Below are 16,598 nucleotides of genomic sequence, written 5' to 3' on the forward strand. Positions count from 1 at the left end.
ACATGTCCCAATCGTCTATTTCCGCGGCCTCCACCAACGCCGCTCGCCGCGGCAGTGCGACTTCGCGGCGAATCCTGATTGGCCTCGGCTGGCTGATTTTTGCTCTGTTCCTGCTGCTGCCGCTGTTCATCGTGGTGTCCCAGGGCCTGAAGCTCGGCCTGGGGGCGTTTTTCACGGCGATTTTTGAACCCGACGCGCTGTCGGCGTTGAAACTCACGGTGATTGCCGTGCTGATCTCGGTACCGCTGAACCTGGTGTTCGGTGTCAGTGCCGCGTGGTGCGTGAGCAAATATTCATTCCGTGGCAAGAGCATGCTGGTGACCCTGATCGACCTGCCGTTCTCGGTGTCGCCGGTGATCGCCGGCCTGGTCTATGTGTTGATGTTCGGTGCCCAGGGCCTGTTCGGGCCGTGGCTGTCTGATCACGACATCCAGATCGTGTTTGCGCTGCCGGGCATCGTGCTGGCGACGATCTTCGTCACCGTGCCGTTCGTGGCCCGTGAGCTGATCCCGCTGATGCAGGAGCAGGGCACCCAGGAAGAAGAAGCCGCGCGCCTGTTGGGGGCCAATGGCTGGCAGATGTTCTGGCATGTCACCGTGCCGAACATCAAGTGGGGTCTGATCTATGGCGTGGTGCTGTGTACCGCCCGGGCCATGGGCGAGTTCGGCGCGGTGTCGGTGGTGTCCGGGCACATTCGCGGGGTGACCAACACCCTGCCGCTGCACGTCGAGATCCTCTACAACGAATACAACCACGTGGCCGCGTTCGCCGTGGCGAGCCTGTTGCTGATCCTGGCGCTCTTCATCCTGCTGCTCAAGCAGTGGAGCGAAAACCGAATCAACCGCCTGCGCGCCAGCGCCGCGGAGGAATAAGTCATGTCGATCGAAGTTCGTAACGTCAGCAAGAATTTCAACGCCTTCAAGGCCCTGGACGATATCAGCCTGGATATCCAGAGCGGTGAGCTGGTGGCGCTGCTGGGCCCGTCGGGTTGCGGCAAGACCACCTTGCTGCGGATCATCGCCGGTCTCGAAACTCCGGACCAAGGCAACATCGTGTTCCATGGCGAGGATGTTTCCGGCCACGATGTGCGTGATCGCAACGTCGGTTTCGTGTTCCAGCACTACGCCTTGTTCCGCCACATGACGGTGTTCGATAACGTCGCCTTCGGCCTGCGCATGAAACCCAAGAATCAGCGCCCGAACGAAAGCCAGATCGCGACCAAGGTCCATGAACTGCTGAACATGGTGCAACTGGACTGGCTCGCCGACCGTTACCCGGAGCAATTGTCCGGTGGCCAGCGCCAGCGTATTGCCCTGGCCCGTGCCCTGGCGGTGGAGCCCAAGGTGTTGCTGCTGGACGAACCCTTCGGTGCCCTCGACGCCAAGGTTCGCAAGGAGCTGCGTCGCTGGCTGGCGCGGCTGCACGAGGACATCAACCTGACTTCGGTGTTCGTGACCCACGACCAGGAAGAAGCCATGGAAGTCGCCGACCGGATCGTGGTGATGAACAAAGGCGTGATCGAGCAGATCGGCTCACCGGGGGATGTGTATGAAAACCCGGCCAGTGACTTTGTGTATCACTTCCTCGGCGACTCGAACCGCCTGCACTTGGGCGAGGATCGGCATGTGCTGTTCCGCCCTCACGAGGTGTCACTGTCGCGCTCGGAACTGGAAGACCACCACGCCGCCGAAGTGCGCGACATTCGCCCGCTCGGCGCCACCACTCGGGTAACCCTGAAGGTGGAAGGCCAGAGCGAATTGATCGAAGCCGAAGTGGTGAAGGACCACGACAGCCTGGTGGGCCTGGCGAAGGGCGAGACGCTGTTCTTCAAGCCGAAGGTCTGGCAGAAAGTCTCAAACCTTTAAAAGCAAAAAGCATCGCGAGCAGGCTCGCTCCCACAGGGGAAATGGGTTGATCACAAGTCTGTCGGCAACCCCCAAAACTGTGGGAGCGGGCTTGCTCGCGAAGGCGTAGATACATTCAGCATCGATGCAATCTGGTCCACTGCTTTCGCGAGCAAGCCCGCTCCCACAAGTGGATCTGTGTCTGCCACAACCTCTGCGGTTCAACCCCCAATCCATTGTGGGAGCGAGCCTGCTCGCGATGGCGCCCTCACTGACACCCCGAGCAGAATCCGAATAACCCCGCCCGACCTTGCTTCGATTGGTTCTACTTCAACCCCTTTTCCCCTCTCAAACCCTACCTAGACTCTGACTTGCCAGGAGGCAGTAAGAGTCCAATGACGGACCGGTGTTATCTCCTGGCGCCTGATGCCAAGGAGATGAGTATGAGAATGGAAGTCAGTCGGCACGGCCCGTTTGGCTGTGCCTTGATAAGCGTTTTATTGAGCCCATCCGTCAGCGCCACCCCCTCGTTGTCGCCGCAGATACCTTTCGATGTCACGGTTACCAAGCCGGTTTCCCTGCCCAGCCTGCAAGCCAATTTCGACGACCTGTCATGGCAGACCTTCATTGCCCTGAACTGGCCGGCGCTGGACAACGGCAATCCCGATACCGGCACCTCTATCGGCAAGCAGGATGGCGCCACGGTGTGGGAAAGCTGGAAAGAGAGCTACCAGATCTTCCGGGCCAAGGGCCAGGCGCCGCTGCCCTGGAACGCCCCGGCAAGCCTCCCCGAAGCATGCAAGTCACTCAAGCCCGGCCGGTTGTTGCAGCAGATGGGCAAGGTACCCGATGTGCTGGATGAATTTATCCAGCCCTTCGAGAGCGGCCCGCTGGTGGACCAGAATGGTGTCTACACGCGCAACGAAATCGTGGTCAACCAATCGATGTTCAACGGGATCGTCGACAACGGCCTGTACAGCATCGAAGGCCAGCAGAAGTTCTTTGCCGCCAATCCGAAGAACGCCGTGGCCTTCAGCTGCGGTTCCACCGAGACCCAACAGGTCGGGGCGGTGATGGTGAAGGCGTCGTGGAAAGTGCTGGGCCCCAACGACAACCGGCAGGATTTTCACACTGTCGATGCCTTGGTCTACACCCCGGGCAACAGCGACCCGAGCCATGGGCCGATTGTCGAGGAGTCGTGCGTATCCGAGCCGGTCGGGCTGGTGGGATTGCACATGGTCCATAAGACCACCAGCGCGGCGCAATGGATCTGGTCAACCTTCGAGCATGTGAAGAACGTGCCGGAAAAAGCCACACCCCTCGCCCAGCGGACCGGGCCATATCTGTTCTACAACGCCGCCAGTAAAAGCGACATCAACCAGCCGCCGCCACGGCCCTGGAACCCGGCGGTCAAGGCGACGCCCTCGCAAATCGTGCGCTACGTGCCGCTGACCGACGCCACCAAGACTCTGAATGCTACCTATCAAGCGCTGTTGCGCACGGTGAACCCGCAGAGCGTCTGGGCGAACTATCAATTGATCAGTACCCAGTGGCCTTCGGCACCACAGCCGAACTGTCAGATATCAGCCGCCAATCCATTGGGCAGTCCCGCGCCGTTGTTCCTGGCCAACGCCACGCTGGAAACCTACATCCAGGGCACGGTGCCCCAGGCATCTTCCAGTTGCATGGCCTGTCACGGCAATGCGGCCACCCATGTCACCGAGTCACCGCGTACCAGCTTCGCGGATTTCACCTATTTACTCGAACGCGCACAGTCCACTGGCGGACAAGGAGTCAACCATGAGCAGTGATCTGGACAATTTCGTAGGCCTGTCATCGGCCCTGACCGGCATTCCCACCGATCGGCTGGCACCGACGATCGACCAGGTAGGTTTGCCGTCGACGTTTCTCGCGTTCATCACTCCGCGTATCACCCCTGGGGTGCTCAACACGTTATTGACGCAGTACGCCACGCTGGCGGCCGACCACATGCCGCCCGACCAGATCGCCAAGGCGGTGCTGATGGACGGATCGCGCCCAGCCGTCACGCAGACTGCCCAAGCCGCGCGTTCGATCATGAAGCTGTGGTTGCTGGGGGTCTGGTATCAGCCGTATGCCACTGGCAGCTACAAGTCGACCGATTCGACGGTGGTGTCCGACCAGGCCTACATCCAGAGCTGGGCCTGGAAAATTGCCCAGGCCCATCCCATGGGCTACAGCGAGATGTTTTTCGGCTATTGGAACACCACGCCGCCCAGCCTTGAGGACTACACCGGCGTGCCCGCCAACGAGCAAGGAGCCTCGTCATGAGTACCGAACAAGCAGAGGTGATCATCGTTGGCGCGGGGCTGGCCGGCAGCATCATCGCTTATCAGTTGGGCATGGCTGGCGTCGATGTACTGGTGCTCGAATCGGGGCCGGAGATCCCGGTCAACCGCACTCAATACCTGGAGCGCTTCTACACCGCCACGCTGAAAACCCCGGAATCCCCTTATCCGCCGGTGTCGACCCTGGATACGCCGCGCGACCCGAGCAAGGAAAATGCCCCTCGGGCCACCATCGCCGACCTGATCCTCGGCTGGAACGAGCCGAAAACCAGCTACCTGGTGCAGAAAGGCCCGCTGCCCTTCAACAGCACCTATGAGCGGGTGGGCGGCGGCACGACCTGGCATTGGGTCGGGACGTGCCTGCGCATGGTGCCGAACGATTTTCGCCTGAGGAGCAAGTACGGCGTCGGGGTGGATTGGCCCATCGGTTACGACGATCTGCAAAGCGCCTATTGCCGGGCCGAGGCGGAAATCGGGGTGTCGGCCAATGTCGCCGACCAGGCCTACCTGGGCATGACTTTTCCCGAAGGCTATTCATTCCCGATGCACAGCATTCCGTTGTCCCTGGTCGATGGCAGTTTTGTCACTGCCGTGACCGGACAGACGTTCGACGGCTTGCCACTGGTGGTCAGCCCGACGCCGGCCGGGCGCAATTCCCAGCCCTACGCCGGGCGCCGGGTGTGTGCCGGCAATACCAACTGCACGCCGATCTGCCCGATCCAGGCCAAGTACGACGCGACCGTGACCATGAACAAGGCCCTGTCCACCGGCAAGGTCCGGGTCATGTACCGGACCGTGGCCAGCAAAGTGACGGTGGGCCCGGACAAGAACATCAATGGCGTCGAATTCATTCAATACCAGCTTGGCGACGGGCCGCAGACGGGAACCGGCGTGGCCATCGGGCAGCGTTACGTGATCGCGGCCCATGCCATTGAAACCCCTAAATTGTTGCTCAACTCCAAGACTCCGGACTGGCCCAACGGCGTGGCCAACAGCAGTGGGCAAGTAGGACGCAGTTTGTCCGACCACCCGATTTACCTGGCCTGGGGGCTGATGCCGGAAGGCAAGACGGTGTTTCCATACCGTGGCCCGGTGTCCACGGCGGGCATCGAGAGCCTGCGTGACGGCGATTTTCGCAGCCAGCGAGCGGCATGGCGCATCGAAATCGGCAACGAGGGCTGGAACTGGCCGGTGGGCGACCCTTATGTCACCGTGGCCGATTTTATCGATGGGGCGAACAACAGCCACACCAACCCGTTGCCATCGAAAGAGAACCCGCCGCCGCCCACCGAGGCGCTTTATGGCACGGCGCTGATCCAACGGCTCAACGACCTGTTCATTCGCCAGTTTCGGATCGGTTTTTTGGTGGAGCAGGTGGAGGAGCATCCCGACCAATCCAATAGCTACATAGTGCCTTCGACGGACAAACTCACGGACGGGCTCGGCATTCTCCGGCCGGAGATCCACTACGATCTGTCCGATTACACCAAGGAAGGTTTCAGGCAGGCGAAGATACTGGCGAGCCACATCATCAAGGATCTGCTCGGGGCCGTGGAACTGACAGCGCCCATTGGCCAGGGGACGTTCACCTACAAAGGTGACGATTACAGCTTCCAGGGCGCCGGGCACCTGATGGGGACTTATCGCATGGGCGATGATCCGGCCAAGTCGGTGGTGGACAAGTACCAACGCAGTTGGGACCACAAGAACCTGTTCCTGGTAGGCGATGGCGTGTTCCCCAGCACCGGCACCTCGAATCCGAGCCTGACGATTGCGGCGCTGTCGTTCCAGGCTGGAGACACCGTGGCCAACGACCTGAAGGCGGTGACCATGCAGGTCCAGGCCAACAATCCTTGGCAGGGCACGGGTGTGCAGGTCAACGGGTTGGTGCCGCGCCTGGTTCGCTACGTCAGCGGGTTATGGTGCGCGAGTCCGCAGGGCGGCAATGTCGATGGAAAAGGCGGTTCCAGGCACATCGACTACAGCAGCTATGCGTTGCCCGGTGCCGCCGAAGGCGCCTTGGTCGGTCGCGTGGGCAACGATGGAACGCCTTTCCTGGTGGGGGATCTGGCGCAGGTTCCGGGCGACCAGCAAGGGGAACTGCAACTGTGCATCAACGATGACCTGACCGGGAAATACGGTTCTGGTTTGAAAGATAACACTGGCGCGCTGACGATACGGGTCGAGTTTGGTGCGCTGTAAGGCCTGACTCCTGTGGGAGCGAGCCTGCTCGCGATAGCAATGGGTCAGTCAACATGGCGGTGACTGGCCGAGCGCAATCGCGAGCAGGCTCGCTCCCACAGAGTTGTCTCACTGCGCGAACAATATGCGTTGTTTTTCAGGCCGCCGAGCGCTGGTTGCGCAGGGTTACCGGCCCGACGCGCTCTTCAATGGCCTGCTTCAGTTCGCCGCGAAGCCCCAGCAGGAAACCCGCTTCAACCACCACGAACAGCGGCCCGACAATCAGCCCGGAGAGGTCATCGACGAACGCCGGTTTGCGGCCTTCGTAATAGTGACCGACAAACTGGATCACCCAACCCACTACAAACATGCCCAGGCCACTGCCCAGCCACACCGAAGTGCTTTGCGCGGCGAGGATCTGGCCCAGCCACACCGACAGGCCCAGCAGCACCGTCATCAACACACCCAGGCGTATTTCCAGGCGCAGGTAGAACCACGCACTGGCCACGGCCGCCAGCAACGCTGGCGACACCAGAACCGCACCCATCGGCCAGCCGGGTCGTGACAGCAGCACGGCGACGGCGACGAAGATCAGCGGAATGCCAATGAAATGGCTGGCGATGTTGCGTGGGTCGCGGTGATAAGCAGCGTATTGACTGAGATGATCGACGAGGCTTTTCATTGTTGTTCCTCCTGAGGTGATGCCTGCATGATGCCCAGGTACCACAAGGCGTTCTGTCAGTTAGCCGACACTTGTCCCGGAGTTTCCATGAATTCGCATCCCTGGCACTCACACCTGATGGCCGGCCATTGGTACAGCCATCTGCCCGCTGAGTTACAGAATAGTCTGCTGGGCATGTCACGGGTGCGTCGTCTGCCGCCGGGCCATCGGCTGTTCCAGCGCGGCGATCCACCTTGCGGGCTGTACGCCGTGCTCGAAGGCGCGGTACGCGTCGGTGCGGTGAACGAACAGGGCAAGGAGGCGCTGTTGAGTGTGGTGGAAGCACCCCATTGGTTCGGTGAAATCTGCCTGTTCGATGGCCAGCCGCGGACCCATGACGCGGTGGTCGTAGGTCAATCTACGCTGCTGCACCTGCCCCAGGCGCCGTTGCTGGCCTTCCTGCAAGAACAACCGATCTACTGGCGACATCTCGCATTATTGATGAGCCACAAACTGCGCCTGACCTTCATCAACCTCGAACACCTGAGCCTGATGCCCGCCCCGGCTCGCGTGGCCCACCGCCTGCTGATGATCGCCGAAGGCTACGGCGAAATCGAACCGGCGCGCCGGGTCTTGCAACTGCCCCAGGAACAACTGGCGCTGATGCTCGCGCTGTCGCGCCAGACCACCAACCAGATCCTCAAGGACTTGCAGGCCCAGGGCATTCTCCACCTGGGTTATGGCGAGATCGAAATCCTGGATATCGAGCGGTTGCGGGCCCTGACCACAACCTGAAATCCGGCCCAGCATCTGTGGGAGCGGGCTTGCTCGCGAAAGCGGTGGGTCTGTTGACAGGGATGTTGACTGTGCAGTCGTCTTCGCGAGCAAGCCCGCCCCCACAGGGGGGGCGCAGCTATCGTGGTCGCACCATCCCCCTAGCGCAATCCATCCCGGAACTGCCCCGGCGTCATTCCGGTCCAGCGTTTGAAGGCGCGGCTGAAGCTGCTGGCATCGGCAAAGCCCAGCAGGTAACTGACTTCGCTCAGCGAGCATTGGGGATCGCGCAGATGCAGCAGCGCGAGGTTTTCCCGGCATTCGTTGAGCAGTGCGTCGAAGCGGCAGCCTTCGTCGGCCAGGTGCCGTTGCAGGCTGCGCAGGCTCAGGTGCATGGCTTGGGCGATGCGTTCGGCGCTGGGCTCGCCTTCGGGCAGTTGGGCCTCGATGGCCGCGCGCACCTTGCGCTCCCAGGTCAGCGGCTTGAGCTGGGCGAGGGTGCGCTCGAGCACCGTTTCGTTGTGTTCGGCCAGTTCCGGGTTGGCGTCGTCCAGGTGGCTGTCGAAGTCGCTGAGCTCGAACTCCAGGCGATCCTGTTCGGCGCCGAAATACACTGGCGAGCGGAACACTTTGTGCCAGGGGCTGGGATCCGCCGGCTCCGGGCGTCGCAGGTACACCGCCAGCGGTGCGTAATCGCGACCGAGGCGGTTGCGACAGGTGCGCACATAAATCGCCGCGAACGCATCGATGGCTTCGAAGGCTGGCGCCGGACGGCCCTGGGGCACATCGAGACTGAAGCGGTAGCGGTCTTCGTCGCGGCTCAGTTGCAGGGTCAGCGCATCGCTGACCACCGGGTGATAGCGCACGATCCGCTCGAACACTTCCCGCAGGCTGCCGCTGGCGACCAAGGCATAACCCAGCGCGTGGAACGTGGTGGGGCTGACGAAGCGCGACACCCGCAGGCCGATGGCCGGGTCGCCGCTGGCCTGCACCGCCAGCGCCCACAGGCGTGTGGTGCCCGAGAGCGGGTAGCGAGCGTTCGGGTCGTCCATCAGTTGTGGATCGAGCCCGGCTTCGACGCACAGGGCATGGCTGTCCAGGCCCAACGCATCGAGCTGTTTGCGCAGGGCGCGGGTCCAGCTGGCAAGGGAGGTCGGTTCAGTCATGACGATTGGCGCTTGCGGTCAACAGGTTGGCGTTTACGGCTACCACCCCGGGGAACGACGCCCGGCAGGATGTGCACATCGATAACAGAGGATTTAAGCCATGCACGGCACTTGCGCAAGCCCCGAGCGATTGAATGCACAACAGCGATCCGCCCATATTCGCCAGGTGGTACTGGCCCGGGGCGATGAACTGCGCCAGCGTTATCCGATCCTGCGGCATCAGGATGCGCTGGGTGCGGGCATCCTGGCGTTCGCCCTGGTCGGGATGATCGGTTCGACGCTGCTCTACATCAACGGTGACCTGGCCGGGTGGGCGTGCCTGTTGCTCAACGCTTTTTTCGCGTCGCTGACCCATGAGCTGGAACACGACCTGATCCACAGCATGTATTTCCGCAAGCAGCGCCTGCCCCACAACCTGATGATGGGCCTGGTGTGGCTGGCGCGGCCGAGCACGATCAATCCGTGGATCCGCCGCCACCTGCACCTCAACCATCACAAAGTGTCCGGTAGCGAGGCCGACATGGAGGAGCGGGCCATCACCAACGGCGAACCCTGGGGGCTGGCGCGGTTGCTGATGGTCGGCGACAACGTGATGTCGGCCTTCATCCGTTTGCTGCGAGCCAAGACCTGGGCGCACAAGCGCAGCATTCTCAAGCGCACGCTGAAGGTTTATTTCCCGCTGGCGTTGCTGCACTGGGGCGCCTGGTATGTGTTTCTCGGTTTCCACGGGGCCAACGGTGTCGCCAGTCTGCTGGGGACGTCGATTGACTGGTCGGCAACCACGCTGGCGACGATGCAGGTGATCGACATTGCGGCGGTGGTGATCATCGGCCCGAACGTGTTGCGGACCTTTTGCCTGCACTTCATCAGTTCGAACATGCACTACTACGGCGACATCGAGCCGGGCAACGTCATCCAGCAGACACAGGTGCTGAACCCCTGGTGGTTGTGGCCGTTGCAGGCGTTCTGCTTCAACTTCGGCAGCAGCCACGGCATTCATCATTTCGTGGTGAAGGAGCCGTTCTACATTCGCCAACTGACGGTGCCGGTGGCTCACGAGGTGATGCGGGAAATGGGCGTGCGGTTTAACGATTTCGGGACGTTTGGGCGGGCGAATAGGTTTGTGCGGGAAGTGGGTGTCGTGCGGGAGAAGGTGAATGCGGCCCAGGTTTGAGACACACCACCTTATGCATGGAGAACATACTTTGTGGCGAGGGAATTTATCCCCGTTGGGCTGCGTAGCAGCCCAGGACCAAGCGCCGGGGTGTGTCAGGTGTGATCACAGCCAACCTTTTTGGGGCCGCTTCGCGGCCCAGCGGGGATAAATCCCCTCGCCACAGGTATATGCCCGGCCTCAGGAGTGGGTCAGAACTGGTAACTCACCGTCGCCGCCACATTGCGCTCTTCGCCCAGGTAGCAATAGCTCAGGCTGGCGCATGAGGCGACATAGGTTTCGTTGGTCAGGTTGTTGGCGTTCAGGCGCACGTCCATGCCCTTCAAGCCGACCTTGCCCAGGTCATATCCCACCGAGGCATCGAACAGCGTGTAGGACGGTACCTTCATGGTGTTCTCCGCATCGGCCCAGCTGTAGCCCACATAGCGCACGCCGCCACCCAGGCGCAGGCCATCGAGCGCGCCGCTGTCGAATTTGTAGTCAGCCCAGACCGAGGCCATATGACGTGGCGCCTGAGTCGGTGAGTTGCCCTTGTTTTCGATGACGTCGGTGGGCGTGCTGAGGGTGCTGACCATCGATTTCGAATATTCGATGTCGGTGAAGGTGTAGCTGCCCAGCACTTTGAGTTGCTCGGTCAACTGCAGGTGCGCTTCCAGTTCCAGGCCCTGGGAGCGCACGGCACCGATGGCGCGGTAGAAGTTCTCCTGGGGCAGTTTGGTCGCCAGGTTTTCCTGGTCGATGCGAAACAGCGCGGCGGTGTACAGGTCATCGGTGCCCGGTGGCTGGTACTTCAGGCCCAGTTCCCATTGCTTGCCATCGGTTGGCGGCAGCGGGTTGCCGGCGCTGTCGGCGTAGGAGTTCGGGTTGAACGACTCGGAGTAGCTGATGTACGGCGCCAGGCCATTGTCGAACAGGTACAGTGCCCCGGCACGGCCGGTGAGCTTGGTGCGTTTGTCGTTGATTTCGGTGCCTTGCGGGCGACCGAATTCGGCAATGCGATTTTCATCCGAGGTCTCGACCCAGTCCTGGCGCAGGCCCAGGGAGAAGCGCCACTTGTCCATCTCGATCAGGTCTTGCAGGTAGACGCCGGTCTGCTCCAGGCGCCGCAGGTAGCTGGTGGGGCTGAAGTAGGTGATGGCCGAGTTGCCATAGGTCGGGTCGAAGGCGTTGATCGGGGCGAGGCTGCCGCTGGTCCAGTCGACCACGGTTTTGCGTCGTTGATAGTCCGCACCCATCAACACGGTGTGCTTGGTCGCGCCGGTAAAGAATTCGGCTTGCAGCATGTTGTCGACGATGAAGGAATGGAGCTTTTCTTCGGCGCCGGTGTAATAGCGGTTCAATTCGTTGCTGGTGGGCGTGGTCCAGCCATAGGCGTAGACCTGATCGTTGGTGACCTGGGAGTCCAGGTAACGGAAGTTCTGCCGGGCGGTGAAGACATCGTTGAAACGGTGCTCGAACTGGTAGCCGAACGACTGCTGGTCGCGTTCGTAACCATCGACCCCCGGTTCGCCTTCGAAGAAGTTTTCCGAGATCCGCCGGCCGTTGCGCTGATGCAAGGTGCCGTCGGCCGGCATGCCGCCGTGGTAGCCACCGTCGGGGTCATGTTGCAGATAGGCCTCGAGCGTCAGCGAGGTGTCCTCGCTGAAATCGATGTTCACCGTGGGCGCCAGGGCGAAGCGCTTCTCCTTGTTGTGGTCGAACTGGGTATCGGAGCTATCCGCCAGGCCGATCAGCCGGTAGGTGATGCGTTTGTCGTCATCCACCGGGCCGGTGAAGTCGAAACCCATGCCCCGTTGGCCCTGGGTGCCGACCGTGGCCTGGATCTGGTGATAGGCCTCGTACAGCGGTTTTTTGCTGGTCAGCGCCACCAGGCCGCCGGGCGAACTGCGGCCGTAGAGCACCGAGGACGGGCCCTTGAGGATATCGACCCGCTCCAGGAAGTACGGATCGACCTGCATGGAGCTGTAGGTGCCGCTGTCGCCCATGGACTTGAGGCCGTCGAGGTAGATGTTATCCACCGAGCCGTCGTTGAAGCCGCGCATCGCCACGTAGTCGTAACGGTGGGTGGCGCCGTAGGGGTTGGTCAGCACGCCGGGGGTGTAGCGCATGGCCTGGGAGACGGTTTGCGCGCCCTGGTCGTCCATTTGTTCGCGGGTGACCACAGACACGCTCTGGGACGTTTCGCGCAGGGCGGTGCTGGTCTTGGTGGCGACCTGGCTGTGGGTGGCGTTGTAGCCTTCCATGCTGCCCAGGGCGTTACCCAGGGCGAAGCCCTTGATGTCCGTGGTCGGCAGTTCCAGTGTGCTGCCGACGGTCTCGGTTTGCAGCACGTAGCTGTTGCCATCCTGGCTGACGGCAACCAGTCCTGAGCCGCTGAGCAACTGGCTCAGGGCCTGGTCGCGCGAATATTCGCCCTTGAGCCCCGGGGACTGGACGCTGCCGGTTTGCGCCGGGGTGCTTGCCAGGGTAATTCCAGCCTGGCGGGCGAACTGATTCAACACATCGCTCAGTGGGCCGGGGGCAATGTTGTAGCTCTGACGGCTGGCGATCACGTCGTTTTGTGCGGCGACCGCAAGCATCGGTACGAGGCTGACCCCCAGCGCGGTGGATAACAGCGCGGCATGAACAGCCTGGCGCAACTGGCCCGGTTGCGAAGATAAGCCGAAGGGATTCTTGAGATGTACGCGCTCAGTCATTGTGGGTTCCGTTGGAGTCGCTGGAGGCAGATAAGGGTTGCTTACTGTCTTGGCCGGACACCGGCTTGAAACCCGCCAAAAAAAATCAAGCCAGGCGTTCCACCGTGATCCACCAACGGGTTCGATAACGGATTTGCACAGGGAGCGTGCGTGGCAGGACGGCCAGCAACTTGTCGGTGTCCTCCAAACGGAAAACCCCTGACAAGCGCAAGTCGGCAATCGACGCCGCGCAGTGCAAATAGCCTGGGCGGTAGCGTCCTACTTCGTTGAGAAAGTCGGCCAGGCGCATATTGCGCGTGACGATCAACCCATCGGCCCAGGCGCCTGCATCCATGTCCAGGGGCGGTGCCTGGGTCGCGGTCGATGCACTGAGCAGATAGCTTTGCCCGGTCTCGACCTGAATGGGGGTGCCATCGCTGTTTGCGTGCGAACGAATAACGACCCGGCCGCTGGTGACGCTCAAGCGCGTGCAGTCGCTGTCCTGGCGCACGACAAAGCGTCCCTCCAGCCCTTCGAACAGGCCATGTCGGCCTTGCACCAGCAGCGCACGTCCCGGGTCGCGGCCACAGGTGACCATGATTTCGCCGCGGACCAGGGTAATCAGGCGCTGCCGGGCGCTGAAGTCCAGATCGGCGGCGCTGTGGGTATTGAGCTCGAGCCGCGTGCCGTCCGGCAGTTGAAAACCGCGGCGTTCACCCGTGGCGGTGGCGAAGTCGGCGCTCCATGGGCGCCAGCCCAGATCCTTGCCCAGCCATGTCGCACCGCCCACCAGTGCGGCGCCCGAGAGCAACTTCAGGGCCTGGCGACGGCTGAGGCGCTGGGCGCTGTTTTCCAGGGTATCCAGGGCGATATGGGCGCCGGGCACTGCCCTTAGGTTTGAAGTCAATTCGTTGTGCAGCGATTGCACCCGCTGCCAGGCCAGTTCGTGTTCTGGATGGGCGGCGCGCCAGGCATCGCACTGTTGGCGCAGGGTCGGGTGGGTGGTGTGATTGCGCAGGCGCAGCAGCCAGTTGATCGCCTGCCTGACCACCTGTTGCGACGGGCCGTTGCGGCGGCTTTGCAAGTGATCCGCCGGCTCAGCTTTCATAGCGCAACACGTAGCAGTGGTACAGCGCATCGGCGACGTAGCGCTCCACCGAGCGCAACGAGATACCCATTTGTTCGGCAATCTGCTTGTACGTCAGGCCTTCGCACTGGGCCAACAGAAAGGCCTTGCGCACTTTCGGCTTGAGGCCTTCGAGCATCCTGGCAATGGCTTCGAGCAATTCCAGGATCAAGGCCCGGGCTTCGGCGCCGGGGGTTTCGGCTTCCGGCAGGTGGGCTATGGTCTGGAGGTAGGCACGTTCGATTTCTTCTCGACGCCAATGATCGATCACCAGGCCTTGGGCGATGGTGCGCAAAAAGGCGCGTGGGGCTCGAAGCTCCAGGTGTTCGCTACGCTGCAACAGGCGCACGAAAGTGTCCTGGGCCAGGTCCGCCGCGTCGGCGGCATTGCCCAACCTGGTGCGCAGCCACGTATTGAGCCAGCCGTGATGCCGGCTGTAGAGCGCCTGTACTGCAAACTCGGGAGATGACATGGACGCGAGGGCCTGGATGTTACAAATGATAATAGGTCGCATTGTCATCAGGCGTCGGCGAATTTGCAACCACCGCTCGCCTGCCATGGCCTCCCGTCGCCTATTTCTTCGAAACCCTAATTATTTGTACAGGCTTGCCGACAGACTGATATGCGTGCACCAAAGTGGAGCGAAGTGATAACCGCCCGCGCTGTTACATGGAACGTTGACAACCTGGAACGCACCCCCACTCCCTGTATAAGAAGCTCATCGATGAATCTGAAGTTCAGCCACAAAATCCTTCTGGCCGCCTCTGGGGTGGTGGTTCTGGCTTTTGCCCTGTTCACGCTCTACAACGATTATTTGCAGCGCAACACCATCGGCAGCAGCCTTGAGTCGTCCATCGAGCAATCCGGCGACCTGACCGCCAGCAGCATCCAGAACTGGATGAGTGGCCGGATACTGGTGCTGGAGAACCTGGCGCAAAACATCGCCCATCAAGGCTCTGGTGCCGATCTGCCGGGGTTGGTCGATCAGCCGGCGCTGACGTCGAACTTCCAGTTCACTTATGTGGGCCAGGCCAACGGTGTCTTCACCCAACGTCCGGACGCAAAAATGCCTGACGGCTACGACCCGCGTCAGCGCCCTTGGTACAAACAAGCCGTGAGCGCCGATAAAACCATGCTGACCCCACCCTACATGGCGGCGGTGGGTGGCCTGGTGGTGACCATTGCCTTGCCGGTGAAGCACAACGGCGAACTGCTCGGCGTGGTGGGCGGTGACCTGAGCCTGGAAACCCTGGTGAAAATCATCAACTCCGTGGATTTCGGTGGCATCGGCCATGCGTTCCTGGTCAGCGGCGACGGTCAGGTGATCGTCAGCCCGGATAAAGACCAGGTGATGAAGAACCTCAAGGACATCTACCCCGGCACCCCGGTGCGCATTGGCAAGGGGATCCAGGAGGTCGAGCTCAACGGCCAGGACCGTATCCTTTCGTTTACCCCTGTCACCGGCCTGCCGAACGCCGAGTGGTACATCGGTCTGTCGATCGACAAGGCCAAGGCCTACGCGCCACTGAGCCAGTTCCGTACGTCTGCGTTGATCGCGATGTTTGTCGCGGTGGCGGCCATTGCCTTGCTGCTGAGCATGCTGATCCAAGTGCTGATGCGTCCGTTGACCACCATGGGCCGCGCCATGCAGGACATCGCCCAGGGCGAGGGCGACCTGACCCGGCGCCTGGTTGTACAGGGCAAGGATGAATTCGCGGTATTGGGCGGCTCGTTCAACCAGTTCGTGGAGCGGATTCACGCGTCGATCTCCGAAGTGTCTTCCGCGACTCGCCAGGTGCATGACTTGTCACAGCGGGTGATGACCTCGTCCAACGCTTCGCTCGTTGGCTCGGATGAACAGAGCGCCCGCACCAACAGCGTGGCCGCGGCCATCAACCAGTTGGGCGCCGCGACCCAGGAAATCGCCCGCAATGCCGCCGATGCTTCGCAACATGCCAGCGGTGCCAGCGAACAGGCCGATGACGGTCGTCAGGTGGTGGAGAAAACCATTCAGGCCATGACCGAGCTGTCGCAGAAAATCAGCCTTTCCTGCACTCAGATCGAAACCCTGAACGCCAGCACCGACAACATCGGGCACATCCTGGATGTGATCAAGGGCATCTCCCAGCAAACCAACCTGCTGGCCCTGAACGCGGCCATCGAAGCGGCCCGTGCCGGTGAAGCCGGACGTGGTTTTGCGGTGGTGGCCGATGAAGTGCGCAACCTGGCGCATCGCACCCAGGAGTCGGCGGAAGAAATCCACAAGATGATCACCTCGCTGCAGGTCGGCTCCCGTGAAGCGGTGACCACCATGAACGCGAGCCAAGTCTCCAGCGAAGAAAGCGTGGAAGTGGCTAACCAGGCGGGTCTGCGCCTGGTCAGCGTGACGCAGCGCATCGGTGAGATCGACGGCATGAACCAGTCGGTGGCCGCCGCGACCGAAGAACAGACCGCCGTGGTGGAAACCCTCAACATGGACGTCAGCCACATCAACCTGCTGAACCAGCAAAGCGTGGCCAACCTCAATGAAACCCTGAAGGATTGCGATGCCTTGTCGCAACAGGCCAATCGACTGAAGCAACTGGTGGACAGCTTCAAGATCTGACAGTACCGCTAACCGCGATACCGCAATCGCGAGCAGGCTCGCTCCCACAGGGATTGGCGGTGAGC

The 16,598-nt window shown here is 61.7% G+C and carries 13 protein-coding genes; 8 read left to right on the forward strand and 5 right to left on the reverse strand.

Annotation, left to right across the window (positions count from 1 at the left end):
- Positions 1 to 2 precede the first annotated feature (2 nt).
- The 5 genes from cysW to AC30D9_RS28680 all read left to right on the forward strand — a co-directional run bounded on the left by cysW (position 3) and on the right by AC30D9_RS28680 (position 6,373).
- Positions 3 to 872: a sulfate ABC transporter permease subunit CysW gene (gene cysW / locus AC30D9_RS28660; protein ID WP_063323502.1), complete on the forward strand. Its 870-nt coding sequence runs from the start codon at positions 3 to 5 to the stop codon at positions 870 to 872.
- Between the two features lie 3 nt (positions 873 to 875).
- On the forward strand, positions 876 to 1,865 hold the full coding sequence (locus AC30D9_RS28665) for a sulfate/molybdate ABC transporter ATP-binding protein (protein ID WP_109756559.1): 990 nt from the start codon (positions 876 to 878) through the stop codon (positions 1,863 to 1,865).
- 422 nt (positions 1,866 to 2,287) lie between these two features.
- Positions 2,288 to 3,655 (forward strand): cytochrome C, encoded by a 1,368-nt coding sequence (locus AC30D9_RS28670; protein WP_490145326.1) that lies wholly within the window; start codon positions 2,288 to 2,290, stop codon positions 3,653 to 3,655.
- Entirely contained in the window at positions 3,645 to 4,154 is a 510-nt protein-coding gene (locus AC30D9_RS28675) for a sorbitol dehydrogenase (RefSeq protein ID WP_134922337.1), read from the forward strand. The genes AC30D9_RS28670 and AC30D9_RS28675 overlap by 11 nt, the downstream gene beginning before the upstream one ends.
- Positions 4,151 to 6,373 (forward strand): GMC oxidoreductase, encoded by a 2,223-nt coding sequence (locus AC30D9_RS28680; RefSeq protein ID WP_134922338.1) that lies wholly within the window; start codon positions 4,151 to 4,153, stop codon positions 6,371 to 6,373. The genes AC30D9_RS28675 and AC30D9_RS28680 overlap by 4 nt, the downstream gene beginning before the upstream one ends.
- A gap of 136 nt (positions 6,374 to 6,509) precedes the next feature.
- Here AC30D9_RS28680 and AC30D9_RS28685 read toward each other — a convergent pair whose 3' ends face one another.
- A complete protein-coding gene (locus tag AC30D9_RS28685; protein ID WP_490145327.1) occupies positions 6,510 to 7,034 on the reverse strand; it encodes an Mpo1 family 2-hydroxy fatty acid dioxygenase in 525 nt (174 codons plus the stop codon).
- 87 nt (positions 7,035 to 7,121) lie between these two features.
- On the opposite strand from AC30D9_RS28685, the gene AC30D9_RS28690 reads away from it, so the two are divergent.
- The gene (locus AC30D9_RS28690; RefSeq protein WP_134922340.1) at positions 7,122 to 7,808 is read left to right on the forward strand and encodes a Crp/Fnr family transcriptional regulator; all 687 of its coding nucleotides are present in this window, start codon (positions 7,122 to 7,124) and stop codon (positions 7,806 to 7,808) included.
- 140 nt (positions 7,809 to 7,948) lie between these two features.
- Here the strand turns inward: AC30D9_RS28690 and AC30D9_RS28695 are convergent, their stop codons facing one another.
- The gene (locus tag AC30D9_RS28695) at positions 7,949 to 8,953 is read right to left on the reverse strand and encodes an AraC family transcriptional regulator (RefSeq protein ID WP_134922341.1); all 1,005 of its coding nucleotides are present in this window, start codon (positions 8,951 to 8,953) and stop codon (positions 7,949 to 7,951) included.
- Positions 8,954 to 9,053: 100 nt separating this feature from the next.
- On the opposite strand from AC30D9_RS28695, the gene AC30D9_RS28700 reads away from it, so the two are divergent.
- Complete coding sequence (locus AC30D9_RS28700) at positions 9,054 to 10,127, forward strand: fatty acid desaturase (RefSeq protein WP_490145328.1); 1,074 nt, start codon at positions 9,054 to 9,056, stop codon at positions 10,125 to 10,127.
- A gap of 191 nt (positions 10,128 to 10,318) precedes the next feature.
- On the opposite strand, the gene AC30D9_RS28705 is transcribed toward AC30D9_RS28700, so the two are convergent.
- The 3 genes from AC30D9_RS28705 to AC30D9_RS28715 all read right to left on the reverse strand — a co-directional run bounded on the left by AC30D9_RS28705 (position 10,319) and on the right by AC30D9_RS28715 (position 14,400).
- Positions 10,319 to 12,823: a TonB-dependent siderophore receptor gene (locus AC30D9_RS28705; RefSeq protein WP_490145329.1), complete on the reverse strand. Its 2,505-nt coding sequence runs from the start codon at positions 12,821 to 12,823 to the stop codon at positions 10,319 to 10,321.
- An 85-nt stretch (positions 12,824 to 12,908) separates the two neighbouring features.
- Positions 12,909 to 13,910 (reverse strand): FecR domain-containing protein, encoded by a 1,002-nt coding sequence (locus AC30D9_RS28710; protein WP_490145330.1) that lies wholly within the window; start codon positions 13,908 to 13,910, stop codon positions 12,909 to 12,911.
- Positions 13,900 to 14,400 carry a sigma-70 family RNA polymerase sigma factor gene (locus AC30D9_RS28715; protein WP_490145331.1) on the reverse strand — a complete coding sequence of 167 codons (501 nt, stop codon included), beginning with the start codon at positions 14,398 to 14,400 and terminating at the stop codon, positions 13,900 to 13,902. The genes AC30D9_RS28710 and AC30D9_RS28715 overlap by 11 nt, the downstream gene beginning before the upstream one ends.
- Positions 14,401 to 14,652: 252 nt before the next feature.
- On the opposite strand from AC30D9_RS28715, the gene AC30D9_RS28720 reads away from it, so the two are divergent.
- On the forward strand, positions 14,653 to 16,533 hold the full coding sequence (locus AC30D9_RS28720) for a methyl-accepting chemotaxis protein (protein WP_134922346.1): 1,881 nt from the start codon (positions 14,653 to 14,655) through the stop codon (positions 16,531 to 16,533).
- Positions 16,534 to 16,598: the final 65 nt, after the last annotated feature.

Source organism: Pseudomonas sp. DF11, assembly GCF_058148565.1.

Bases quoted from the DNA above. Each gene is read 5' to 3' on its own strand.
- AC30D9_RS28700 (WP_490145328.1), top strand. From the start codon at position 9,054: ATGCACGGCACTTGCGCAAGCCCCGAGCGATTGAATGCACAACAGCGA.
- AC30D9_RS28665 (WP_109756559.1), top strand. From the start codon at position 876: ATGTCGATCGAAGTTCGTAACGTCAGCAAGAATTTCAACGCCTTCAAG.
- AC30D9_RS28710 (WP_490145330.1), bottom strand. From the start codon at position 13,910: ATGAAAGCTGAGCCGGCGGATCACTTGCAAAGCCGCCGCAACGGCCCG.
- AC30D9_RS28680 (WP_134922338.1), top strand. From the start codon at position 4,151: ATGAGTACCGAACAAGCAGAGGTGATCATCGTTGGCGCGGGGCTGGCC.
- AC30D9_RS28685 (WP_490145327.1), bottom strand. From the start codon at position 7,034: ATGAAAAGCCTCGTCGATCATCTCAGTCAATACGCTGCTTATCACCGC.
- AC30D9_RS28705 (WP_490145329.1), bottom strand. From the start codon at position 12,823: ATGACTGAGCGCGTACATCTCAAGAATCCCTTCGGCTTATCTTCGCAA.
- cysW (WP_063323502.1), top strand. From the start codon at position 3: ATGTCCCAATCGTCTATTTCCGCGGCCTCCACCAACGCCGCTCGCCGC.
- AC30D9_RS28675 (WP_134922337.1), top strand. From the start codon at position 3,645: ATGAGCAGTGATCTGGACAATTTCGTAGGCCTGTCATCGGCCCTGACC.
- AC30D9_RS28690 (WP_134922340.1), top strand. From the start codon at position 7,122: ATGAATTCGCATCCCTGGCACTCACACCTGATGGCCGGCCATTGGTAC.
- AC30D9_RS28670 (WP_490145326.1), top strand. From the start codon at position 2,288: ATGAGAATGGAAGTCAGTCGGCACGGCCCGTTTGGCTGTGCCTTGATA.
- AC30D9_RS28720 (WP_134922346.1), top strand. From the start codon at position 14,653: ATGAATCTGAAGTTCAGCCACAAAATCCTTCTGGCCGCCTCTGGGGTG.
- AC30D9_RS28715 (WP_490145331.1), bottom strand. From the start codon at position 14,400: ATGTCATCTCCCGAGTTTGCAGTACAGGCGCTCTACAGCCGGCATCAC.
- AC30D9_RS28695 (WP_134922341.1), bottom strand. From the start codon at position 8,953: ATGACTGAACCGACCTCCCTTGCCAGCTGGACCCGCGCCCTGCGCAAA.